This window comes from Mesorhizobium sp. WSM1386 (genome assembly GCF_055901595.1).
This window is the reverse complement of the sequence record NZ_CM148373.1, coordinates 2466600-2477736: the sequence shown is the minus strand read 5'-3', so window position 1 is coordinate 2477736 and position 11137 is coordinate 2466600. Positions and strand designations below refer to the sequence as shown.

Below are 11137 nucleotides of genomic sequence, written 5' to 3'. Positions count from 1 at the left end.
TTTTTTGGCCATTAGGGCGACTGGCGGGCCAAATTCGTTTGTCCAGCATGATTGAGCTCCAAGTGAGGCAATCATGTTCCATTCGATATGCAATTCGATACGGCTCCTGCTTCGGATTCAACCGCCGGTTTTACCACCCGCAGCCGCGTGGCGTCGCTTGCTTTGTATCGGCGTGCTTTGCACGGCTGTTGTGGGGTGTATGCCTGAAGACGGCTTTCGCCATTATTCTGGTGCTGTCGGCCCCGATCTCTATTCAAGGCAGACCATCGCCAACACCAGCCTGCTCAATGCTTACACCGGCAGCATCTGCACTCAGGCGGGACTGGTATCCGGCGGGCAATGCGTCATCGAGACGCCGACCGACTGGAAAAATTTCGTCGACATGGGCCTTTACGATATAGATCAGCGCTGCGACTCCTTTTTGGACGGCCTCTACTACAAAGCCAAGACCAGCGATTCGATCCTCGCCCAGATTTCGGACACCGACAGTTTCACCGCAGCGGTGCTTGATGTGGCCTCGGCATCGGAACCTTCGATAAAGATCGTTGCAGCTGCTTTCGGCTTGGCCGAGAACACTTTTCGCAATACCAACAAGACCTTGCTGGAAGCTCTCGACGCGACCACGGTGAAATCGCTGGTTTTCCGCCGTCAGCACGACGTCAAGCAAGAAATCTACGGTACGACGATCTGGAACAAGCCGCAGGCGCTACACGCCCTGCGCACCTATCTGCGCGTCTGCATGCCGTTTGCCATCGAGATGGAAGCCAATGCGGTGCTGACCACCGCGCAGCGGACGGATGAGCCTGGCAAGTCATACATCACATTCGACTCGAGCAACGCTCCGCTGGGTGGCGGCGCCAAGGTGGATGAGGGTCGCATTCGCCCACGCCCAACCGTGAAATCATGGGCAGCCGTCAACACCAGTGGCATTCCGATCGATCCGCGCACAGCCAAGGCCATCCAGAAGGCGCTGTGCTTCCCCGACACCGCGCCGGCCGGCAAGCCACAGGCTGATGGCGAATATGGCGGCCAGACGGAAGCCGCACTGAAAATCTTCAAAGCCTCAAGAGCGCACAACTACGACATGAAAGACTGGCGAGCCATAAAGGTCGTTCTTGATACCTCCGACATAAATACATTGCGGGAAAATACCAGCTGCGGAGTCGGCCCCCGGAATTATTTGGAGAGGCACCTTTACGCTGACAGCAAATTTAACACTCGACTTATTGCTTTCCTCAAGAAGAAATACGGCGACTCCATCAAGGACAGTTTGTCTATCGATGATCTGAGAATATACATCCAAAAATACAAGACTGAACCAGACACCAAGCCAAACATTTCGTCGGATCCTGGCGGGATGTTTGTCGACCAGATAACTCCCGACTTTTACAATCTGATGGGCGACTTCAGCAGCTAGTACACAGGCTTTCCCGAAGGAACATGTTTATGTATTATAAGTTTAACCAGCCAACTCGCTTAAAGGTGGCCGCTGATCTTGCATCCGACAATGGCGCCGAGGTCCTTGGAGATGAAGTTGGCTTTGCAGATACGGAGAACGGGAATTGGGCACATCTGACCATCTACAACCCGCTGGACGAACCAGCCATCGGCTGGGCTCGTAAGATCGGTGACGCCGGCGAGGCTCGATTGGTCGAGGTCACGGCCCCGCCGCGAATCGAGTTCGGTATCTGGTCGTTCATCAAAGGCTGCGTCGACGCCGAATTCTGGATCAATGGCCAGGACAAGAAAAGTCCGTTCTTCGTGACGGCGGACTATTTGATCGCCTGGGCGCTGATCGAGACCAGCAACCTCACCGACACAAAGAACAAGCTTGGCAATATCGGCCTCAAGACCCCGCCTGGCGACGGAAGCGGCCCGTTCCAGCTGACGACGGCGGAATGGAAAAACTTCCTGGACGACCCACTTGGCGCGGACTATTCCGCCGCCAACCGGGAAATCGGTCTCGACCAGATCGCCGGCGCCGCTTTCCTCGCCCGCAAGGCAATGCTGGACATTTCGGCCGCCATCACTAGGAACGACGTGGCGGCGGGACTAAGCGACACGCAAGGCGTGGCCGGCCCCTACGTTCCTGCATATATTGACATTCTTCTGGCACACATGTTCGGTGTTGAAACGGCGATCAAGTTCCGCACCATGAAACTCGCCGGCCAGGGCGGCACTGCAGTGGATGTGGTGCTTACGGCACCATCGGGACCATTCAGCGCCGATGACGTGAAGACCCTTCTCGATACCCGCAAGAATGTCCTGAAGGACTGGGATTCCGGCGTCGTCGAAACCGTCGACGGGGCGATCGTGAATGTCGAGAAACTCTTGCAAGCCGCCTTTGCCAAGGCCTTTGCCCTGATTAAGGAACAGGCACCGGAAGATCTGCCCAATTCCGACGGCACGGCGGCATGGATGCCGGACGCGGAGGCCGAGCAAACGGCGTGGGCGCCGCTGGGCGACGAGACCACCGTTCCAGCGCAGGCTCGCATTCGAGATTACTTCAAGTCGATCGGCCAGGAACTCCCCGCCGGGGCGGAGATACCGGCCTGGTGCGGTGCCTTCGCCGGTTTTTGCGTCAACAAGACCAATCCGGCACTGTTCAAGTCCATCACCGGAAATCCGCTGAGTTCGGGCAGTTGGCAATCCTTCGGCAACGAGAGCGTTCCGCTCGGCGATCCGAGCCCGCCCAAGGGCGCGGTCGTGGTCATGTCGCCGGACAAGAATTCGTCCAGCGCCAGTCACGTCGGCTTCTTCTCGCGCTATCTCGGCTCCGACAACGAACAGGTCGAATTGCTCGGCGGCAACCAGAGCGATCGCGTGACCCTGACCAAGTTCGACCGCGCGAAGATTCTCGCCATCCGTTGGCAGAGCGCGGAGAAGGTCGCTGACGACAATGCCGGCGACGCCGCGATCGGTGGCGCCGCCGCTGCCGGGCAGTTCGGCACATTGCTCGATTTCATCGGCCAGTTCGAGAGCAGGAACAATTACAACGCGTATTTCGGCCATGCCGGCAACACCAACGATCCTGCCGTGGCAACCTTGAGCGTAGGCGAGATCCTCGCTTTCCAAAATCAGATGGTCGCCAAGAACAAGACTTCGTCGGCATGCGGCAAATACCAGATCGTCAGAGGTACCCTGAAGGGGCTGATCAGCAATGGCTTCATCAAGACGACCGATGAGTTCAGCCGTGTGAAGCAGGACATATTGGCCATTGCCCTGATGAAGGGAAGAGGGCTGGGCACCTTCCTGGCCAATCCGCTTTCGGACGATCGGCTCAATCGGTTCATGCTTAGCCTGGCCAAGGAATGGGCATCCATGCCTGTGCCGCAAGACACCAGGGGAAGGTTCAGGAAGGTCAAGGCAGGCGAGAGCTATTATGCCGGCGACAGCATCAACAGTTCGCTGACCACGGTCGAAAAGTTCAGGGATGCCGTCATGAGCATCCACACCTGAACAGACGGGCTTGCAAATTTTATGTATTAATAACCCGGGGGGGGATCATCGATTGACAATAATCAGGGACTATATCACGTCGCGGCTTGCAGCCAAACGATTTGCGATCACCGGGATCGTGCTGTTGCTCGCATGCCTCGGACGATCCTCATACCTAGAGTATACTGTTGCTCCCGACGTTGCCAGTTGTGACAACAACGTGTTCACGCCCCGGGCCGACGGGCAAGATGCGCTGATCGCAGACGGCAAGCTGCAGCTACTAACCGTCTTGCCACCCCAGACTGCAATAAATCATGCTGTCTGCATCGTCGTGGCCGGTGTCGTCCCGCAAACTGCGGAGGTCCATCTTGCGGACGAAATCATCCGTGCGCGCAAAACACGCGATACAGCGCAGGTCAGTTATGAAACAGCGGCCGCGTCGGCGCGTGACGCCGCGTGGAACACGCTGCAGGCAGCCGACACAGCACTGCAAAAGGCGCTCACCGCTGCCGCCGCCCAGCCGCAGCCTGTCACGCTGTCGGTGTTCCTGAACGGCAAGACCGCTCCGGGCCTGACAGTCCAGGCCCAGGCCAAATCAGGCCAGCAGGCCCTGCTGTTTCGATTGGAGGTACCCAACGATGCCGGAAAAAACGGCGCGATCTTCTGGCGCGAACTGCTGAGTGCCCAATCCCAGGGCAGGGACTGGGCCCAAATTGGTCAGAAGATCGTTGCCATTGGTCTGTCGCGAAGCGCGACCACCCTGCCGGATACGAGAACCGCGCCGATTACGGTCATAGTATATGATCTCTGGACGCTGGGGATCGGCATCGCCTCCCTTCTGTCCTTTGCCGCCAGTTTCTGGGGCCTGGCCAGGCAGACGACGATGTTGCGCGACAACAAGCGCACCCGGAACGACTTACCCATCGCAACCGACGCATTGACGACGGCAAAAGCAGCCGCCGATAAGGCAAAAGCAGACGCCTCGGCAGCAACGGACGCTGCGGCAAAGGTAAGAGTCCACGCGGCCGCGGACAGCGATGACGTCAAGGCCGCCGATCAGACTGTCAAGGAAACCGCGGCGGCCGCCGCTGCTATGACAAAGGCTGCGGAAACTGCTCAAGAAGCGCTTAGCGAGCCAATAGGCCCCTACAGCCTAGCCCGTACGCAGATGGCCTTCTGGATGTTCCTGACGATAGCTGGTTTCATCTTCATCTGGCTGACCATGGGCATCTATCTCGGTCTGATCACCGGCGGCATTCTGGTGCTGCTGGGCATCAATGCGACATCTGGACTGGCAGCCATCAGCCTAAACGATGACAGCGACAAGACCAGCACGTCAAATTCGTTCTTCCTAGATATTCTTAACGACGGCAACGGACCAGCGTTGCATCGGATCCAGGCGGTGGCTTGGACCTGTATCCTGGGAATTCTGTTCGTTTGGAACGTCGTCTGGAACTTTACCTTCGTCAACTTCGATACCAATCTGCTGCTGTTGATCGGTGTCGCACAGAGCATGTATGTCGGTTTCAAATGGAAGGAGGCGCCCGGCTGATCGGAAGCGATCTGTCGGGCACGCAGGGGCGAGGACTTACGGCAGTCGGCAACTTTGCGTGCACCCCTGTTCCGTACTGGCGGTACTGATTGGGAAGTGAGGGAAATTTCCTTCCCACGGATCGGCAGCGTCATACGCAGCCTGTCCAATGATCCGGGCCAAGCTTGCCCTTACAATATTGACGAGTGACGCGGGATTGTAACGAGGTAACGGAGTTGCCTGATTGGCGGAATGGGTAGATCACGAAATCCAATGCGTCCGCTAAGCCACGAGGAAAACGGCATGACCACTTCTCCCGAGCAGGACCGCATGGGTGCAGCCGCCGCTCGAGAGCGACGCCCACGCATTGTGGCTTGACGATGTCTTCGCCGCCGTTGGACTGACGCACGCCGCCCTTGTGGGCACGTCCCTGGGCGGCTGGCTTGCACTCGACTACGCCTCCAGGTGGCCGAACGCGGTTGACGCCTTGGCTCTGTTCTGCCCAGCAGACACAGGTCGGCAGAGGAACTTCCTACTCAAGGCGCTGCCGCTACTTCTGCTGGGTGGTTGGGGGGCAAGAAAGGTGTGCGAATTGATCTTCGGTCCCGCGCCAAACGAAATGACGGATGACTTCCTTCGGCGCATTGATGGATGCTATAAGCCGCGCCATCAAGCCGAGGGTGTTGCTCATTCCGCGACTCAGCGACGCACAGTTACGCGACTTCAGCATGACGGTGCTGGCTATCGTCGGTGGGCGAGATGCCGTGTTCGATTTGCGCGAGACCCGGGACCGGCTCAGGCAAAACGTCCCCCAAGCCGAGGTAGACTTCATCGAACAAGGCTACCACCACCTTCCAGCGCACGGCTTGCGGATCATGGGCTTTCTGCAGCGTAGCTCCGCGGCGCCCTCGGTTGTGCCCCACGCCTGATGGACCGCGTGGCACTGTCGCAGCGGTTAGACATACCAACCGGGATTGCAGTCAGTCGAAGCGGCCACTCCTTGTCGTCAAATGATAGTTGAGAGATACTCGAGCCTTGAAGTGCGGCGTCTGAAGCGAGGCCGGCCCCGATGAAAACGCCGGGTGGTCTGACGCAAACATACCACTTGGGCGCAGTTCGATCGGGTGTCTGTTTTTCCCATGCAGCAAGACCTGATCAACCGCTGAGATGTGCACCGAAAGCGGACATGACAGCGTCCGCTGATCACGGGGTTTGCTATTTAGGAACCACGGGACAGGGTTCGGTCGTCGCCAGCCACCACAATGCTTGTACTTGCTCCGATCCCGATTTATCGGTGAAGGCCTGATACCAGGTTCTGGTGAACCCAAGCGGCCGCAGCTTCTCGTTTTCCTGATCCACCTTCTCTCGCGGTACGGCTCGCTGCGTCGACCAACAACCGTCGCCGATAGCCAGAACCCAGTCCGCCTTGTACTCGTCGTCGTTCCCAAATCCGAACCACGAAACGCGACCATCGAGCGTTACCGGCCTGTAATGCTTGCGCAAGAACTCGAAGCACTTCGTGTAGTCGCCATCGCTAAGCCATTTGTTGTCGCATACCTCAACCGAAGGGCCAGGAAAAGGCTGGGGGCCAACGAACCTGAGGAAACCAGCGAGCGCTATGGCAATGACGAGTAGCAGAGCGGCGACCAATTGAGCAGGACGAGCTAGGAGGAGCTTTCTCCACCACGGAATGTAAGCTCGTTCGAGTGCGTTTGCAGCCAGCGTCTCTGCCTTCTTGGCCTGCGTCAGATACTTCAGTCTCGCTTGCAGTGTGGGACTGTGATCGGTTTGCTCACGAGCTGCGGTGGCGGCAATATCCTGATCCAATGCATCGCCGCTGAGTACCCACAATTCTTGCGGTTTAAAGAGTAGCGGCGCGTTCCCGTCGGCGTACGCAACCTTAGTCGCAAGCTCGGTGATCAATTGCACCCGGATGTCGTTTTCGTCGTTGCCAGGTAGCTGGGCCTCGTTGTGGTGACTGTCTACACCGTGCGACGAGACGTCGAGGATAGCGGGATCAGAGGAGCTCTCGTCGACTACAAAGACACCAGGTGGTGTGGGCCGGGTTTCGTGAAAGACCACGACTTTCCAGTTGCGCCGCACGACATTGTTTCGGAACCATGGCGAGAGCTCGGTGAGGGCCTCGCTGTTTCTCGTGAGGTTGCCGATCGCTTTGCTCGTACGCCCGATCGCCGCTAGCTTCTCCGCAAAATCAGCGAGATTGGCGCCGGAATTTGGAACGGCGAAAAGTCCTATGCCCTTTACCTTGTCGACAAAGGCCTCGTACTCGGGCGTTTCCGCGCCGGTTTTGAGCATTTGCTTGATAAGGCAGCCACCGTAGCTGTGCCCGAGCAAGATGACGGGAAGTTCATCATCAAGGCGGCGACGAATTGTTCCCAACACGTTCAGGGCCCGCTGGTAGAGGCTCATGGAGCCTCCCCCGTATTCAGACCAGTGTACCTGATAGTCGACGCTCCAGAGGTTAGCTTCCGGACACGCCTCGCGCAGGTAGTCTTTCCACGATCGGGGTTCATTGAAACCCCAACTCTTAAACCAATCCTCGTTGAGGCCGTGGAGAAATACGACGTTCACCAGCGGCGCGGGAATCCCCGGCTGTACGATGTTCAGCGACGTTAGTTTGGCAGCCCTCTCAAGCACTGTTCGCTCCCCTCAAACATGAACCCTTCTTAGACGCTTTCTCTTTGTAGCGACATTAATCCGTCGAGTCGCTGGGCGTTTTGAGCACAAGCTTGGCGAGTACAAATTGAACGTAACGCAAAGAGACTCGGCGATCAGAAAACGGGCTCGTGACCGCGTTGGCAGGCAATCTGAGGTAGGCGCCGCTTTTGTTTACGGCAGACTTGCAGTTTAGGTCCCTGATCTACAATAAGCCAGCATCTACAGTAACCGGGCCTGCCGCACCGCAACAAATGTCTTTGTTACCATGGAACGTCACACCGTCGTCGTCGAGGGCGCCGGACATGACGAACGTAGTCCTGCTGCGTATGCGGTCCCAGACCCGCATCAGCATGTCTTGCTGCATACGCTGGCGAAGCGGCGTGGTCGGAGCATCGGTCGACAGGGTAGCCATGGCAAGTTCTCTGGTTGAAGGGAACTCCATGGTCGGATTGCGGGCTCTACCCGCTCAAGGCCTATGAATGCCGCGCCATCTCAGAACTAGGCGACCCTCCCGCGAAGCGGGTTCGTGCATGCGGCGCATTCCAGACATTTAGTAGCTTATCGGCCACGCAGCGGCGGGCCTCATCCCTTCCACATCGACGAACTGAGAATAGCCTGCACTTGCTCTGCCAGGTCGAGTTCGCCGCGCGCCTCGATCTGTAAAAGATATCGGGCCTTTGCGAGGCGATCTCCTTCCTCGGACGCAGGATAGGCGCAGATGGCCAGTAGCGCCCTCTCCTCCTCCCGGCTAGCCTTGACGCGGTCGCGGCTACTGCCGCCCATTTCGTGCAGTGCTTCGCCAAAGGACGCATATGCTGTCTTGTGCGCCTTAATCAGCGCTCGCAGGTCGTTGGATGGTTCCCGGTCCCCGCCCTGCCGCTCTGCCCCGAGAGCATTTGCCGCGACCGTCGACGCGATGGCTGCGCTGCCGGGGTGGAAGAGCAAGGCGCGGCGGTTGATCCTGGACGTGGCAAACTCTCCCATTGCTTGATGGTTATCAGATCAGTTTTGTCTCACCATCAGATCTTAACACGACGGTTCGCGCATTCGTGTCAGGACGGATCGCCCCACGGCAGCCGACGGCCAACTCGGCCCGGGCCATGGGTCCCTTCGGCGATCAGGCGGGCGACATTGTTGAAATTGTTCTGACTCCACGTGCTCCTGAGGCCCGGCGGGTATTACCGTTGCAGGAAGCTCTTGTCGTCGAAACCCTTCCAGACGGCGTCGATCCAACCCTAGCGGAGCGCAACGTCGAGGGCCTCCACGGGACGTGTGGATCTAAGCCCTGACTTGACCTTGTGGACCGGATCGAAACCTCTCAACTCAGGAGTATGCCATGCCATCGCGCCGACGAGCAGGCCGAGCGAACTGCCGATGCCGGCGCCGACCGCCAGCGAAGGCGCGAAGATGCCGCCGACAGCAGTCCCGCCAAAAACTTTTCGGCAGAGGAGATTGAGGGCAGCGTCGTACCTTCGACAGCGCTGCGTGCCTGCACGTAGCCGATGCCGAAGGTCAGCCCGCCCGACGCGATACCGATCACCGCTAGCGCAAGCCCAGCAGACGAACGCCACGATCAGGGGGCGCTCCGCAGCGGCAGCGGCCCTTTCAGCATCCTAATTCGGGTCGTCGGCGTCTCGCGCGGATCAATCCTGTGAAGCCTGGAGCGGCGCGGGCTCTCAAGGATTCGAATCCCGGTCAACAGTCGGAATGCTGCAGGGTTTGACATTCTTATGTAGAATGCCCAGGAGAAAGCACATTGTTGACAATGGCTTAGCTCCGCCCGCCGGCTTGACGTCGCGGTTGCGGCGCCATAGCCATGGCGCACGGCAACTGGCCGGCCGCGGCATGCGGGGGTGTGATCGCAAGCTAGCCATTGGGGTGCTCCACGAAGCCCGAAGGTTCAACGATGAAGAAAGCGCAGCGAAAGAACGCACCGACATTCGACCATTCCGAACTCGGCCTGGGACCTGCCGAGCTCAAGGCCATAAGAAAATGCGAGGCCGAGATCATGCAGCTGGGCCGAAGAACGACGGAAGAAACCTTCGATCTCGGCGATCAACTGAACATAGCCGCAGCGCTCATCCCCGACCGAATGTTCGGAAAATGGGCCGTCTCGGTATCTCGATATAGTCGCCAGCATCTTTTCAGCCTGATGAAGATAGCGACCGTTCTCAAGGATCATAAGACGCGGCTTGTGGAAGCGCGCATGTCCGCCACCGCCATGGGCCACCTGGCCAGTGCCCCAGAGCACGTGGACGAGGTTCTCGCCGAATTCGAAGCCGGACGCTCCCTAACGGCAAAACAGATCCAGGCAATTGTCGGTAGCGATAATGAAAAACTTGACATTGACCTGCCAAACCTCGGCGGCGTCGCCGGTCTAAAAGCGAACGCACAGGCGAAGTTGAAGCTCGGCATTTCCGAGTTCACCAGAAATATCTCCTCGATCATCGCCGATGTTGATGCCGCGCTCGTTCCGGCATGGAACGGAAATCGGGTGTTGAAGGGCCAACTGGCAGACAAGATCGAGCGTCGGGCGAGGCTCGCCCGTTTTCAGTTGGAAAACATCGCCCTTTTCGTTGAACTCAACCCGAACAACTCGGCGGCATCCCAGGCGATCGGTTTTCCCGACGGCGGCAAATGGCGGGAGGTAACCGAGTTGCTGTGGGTGCTGGGCGGACGCGACAGCTGGCCGCGTGAGTATCTGGCCACTTGGCTGAATACAGGCGTGCTTCCGCTGCTTGCCTGGTCAGTCGGTGATGGGAAGGATTTTTCGACGGCTCCGGAGTCTGAAATCAGCAATCGGTAAAATGATTTTACAAACCGCCGGCCCGGGAACTCTCGCGCTGCCATTTTAATACGATCTGCTGATGAGTGGGCCGCTGCAAATGCCCTCAATGATCCTCGGGCGGTCGACACGTGGCGCTTCCGCAGGCTTATAGCTATTTGGGACAATGGGTAGGTCGACCCGGCAGTAGGGCATCTTTAGCTTGCTTCCCGATCCAGTTGTCCATTCCTCGTCGCTGCAGCTCGTATGAGACTTGATCATGTCGGGGAAGAGAATGGGTGATCGTGGCTGCGCGATCAGTAGTCCTGCCGCTGGCGCTCTGCATAGGATGATCGATACGCACAAAGCGTCCGACGAAGACACTGTCGGCGCGCGCTCGTTCCTCCGCAGTCAAGGAACCAGGTGTCTTGCACGCAGTGCTGGTTTCGGTCAGCAGCGTCGCGATAACGATTGCAAGGAGACCTGCTCTCATTTTTGCACCCTCTCAGACCCCACACGCATTGCACCTAGTGGTAGCTCAACTGAGAGGATGACCATGCGCGATTGCGATTACGGTTGGCTAACCACCCCCAAAGGCGACCTTCGTCTATCAATCCTCAATGACGGCTTTGCGCCTCCAAAGCGGACGCCAAAGCCGGCGCTTGGAATGTCGATTAGACTAGCTAAGGGACAAACATCGAACGGCACGGTATGTCAGCAACGCA

General features: G+C 58.2%; 8 protein-coding genes and 2 pseudogenes. 6 read left to right on the top strand and 4 right to left on the bottom strand.

Annotated elements, in window-relative coordinates; translation table 11 throughout:
- Positions 1–73: 73 nt before the first annotated feature.
- The 5 genes and pseudogenes from AC0NIH_RS12150 to AC0NIH_RS12130 all read left to right on the top strand — a co-directional run bounded on the left by AC0NIH_RS12150 (position 74) and on the right by AC0NIH_RS12130 (position 5898).
- Positions 74–1417 carry a hypothetical protein gene (locus tag AC0NIH_RS12150; RefSeq protein WP_473461218.1) on the top strand — a complete coding sequence of 448 codons (1344 nt, stop codon included), beginning with the start codon at positions 74–76 and terminating at the stop codon, positions 1415–1417.
- A gap of 29 nt (positions 1418–1446) precedes the next feature.
- Complete coding sequence (locus AC0NIH_RS12145) at positions 1447–3459, top strand: hypothetical protein (protein ID WP_473461214.1); 2013 nt, start codon at positions 1447–1449, stop codon at positions 3457–3459.
- Positions 3460–3511: 52 nt separating this feature from the next.
- Positions 3512–4990 (top strand): hypothetical protein, encoded by a 1479-nt coding sequence (locus tag AC0NIH_RS12140; RefSeq protein WP_473461211.1) that lies wholly within the window; start codon positions 3512–3514, stop codon positions 4988–4990.
- Between the two features lie 313 nt (positions 4991–5303).
- A pseudogene (locus AC0NIH_RS12135) lies at positions 5304–5459 on the top strand (alpha/beta fold hydrolase); the annotation flags it as partial.
- 136 nt (positions 5460–5595) lie between these two features.
- Positions 5596–5898 carry a hypothetical protein gene (locus tag AC0NIH_RS12130; protein WP_473461738.1) on the top strand — a complete coding sequence of 101 codons (303 nt, stop codon included), beginning with the start codon at positions 5596–5598 and terminating at the stop codon, positions 5896–5898.
- 286 nt (positions 5899–6184) lie between these two features.
- Here the strand turns inward: AC0NIH_RS12130 and AC0NIH_RS12125 are convergent, their stop codons facing one another.
- The 4 genes and pseudogenes from AC0NIH_RS12125 to AC0NIH_RS12110 form a co-directional block, all read right to left on the bottom strand.
- Complete coding sequence (locus tag AC0NIH_RS12125) at positions 6185–7627, bottom strand: alpha/beta fold hydrolase (protein WP_473461208.1); 1443 nt, start codon at positions 7625–7627, stop codon at positions 6185–6187.
- Positions 7628–7850: 223 nt separating this feature from the next.
- Positions 7851–8060, bottom strand: a complete 210-nt coding sequence (locus tag AC0NIH_RS12120; protein ID WP_473461206.1) for a hypothetical protein — start codon at positions 8058–8060, stop codon at positions 7851–7853.
- Between the two features lie 170 nt (positions 8061–8230).
- Positions 8231–8632, bottom strand: coding sequence for a hypothetical protein (locus AC0NIH_RS12115; RefSeq protein WP_473461204.1), 402 nt, complete (start codon positions 8630–8632; stop codon positions 8231–8233).
- A 353-nt stretch (positions 8633–8985) separates the two neighbouring features.
- A pseudogene (locus AC0NIH_RS12110) lies at positions 8986–9203 on the bottom strand (chloride channel protein); the annotation flags it as partial.
- 351 nt (positions 9204–9554) lie between these two features.
- Between AC0NIH_RS12110 and AC0NIH_RS12105 the strand changes: the two are divergent.
- A complete protein-coding gene (locus AC0NIH_RS12105) occupies positions 9555–10454 on the top strand; it encodes a hypothetical protein (protein WP_473461201.1) in 900 nt (299 codons plus the stop codon).
- Positions 10455–11137 lie beyond the last annotated feature (683 nt).

Excerpts from the sequence above, each read along its gene's own strand:
- AC0NIH_RS12115 (WP_473461204.1), bottom strand. The coding sequence starts at position 8,632 with ATGGGAGAGTTTGCCACGTCCAGGATCAACCGCCGCGCCTTGCTCTTC.
- AC0NIH_RS12145 (WP_473461214.1), top strand. The coding sequence starts at position 1,447 with ATGTATTATAAGTTTAACCAGCCAACTCGCTTAAAGGTGGCCGCTGAT.
- AC0NIH_RS12150 (WP_473461218.1), top strand. The coding sequence starts at position 74 with ATGTTCCATTCGATATGCAATTCGATACGGCTCCTGCTTCGGATTCAA.
- AC0NIH_RS12130 (WP_473461738.1), top strand. The coding sequence starts at position 5,596 with ATGACTTCCTTCGGCGCATTGATGGATGCTATAAGCCGCGCCATCAAG.
- AC0NIH_RS12120 (WP_473461206.1), bottom strand. The coding sequence starts at position 8,060 with ATGGCTACCCTGTCGACCGATGCTCCGACCACGCCGCTTCGCCAGCGT.
- AC0NIH_RS12105 (WP_473461201.1), top strand. The coding sequence starts at position 9,555 with ATGAAGAAAGCGCAGCGAAAGAACGCACCGACATTCGACCATTCCGAA.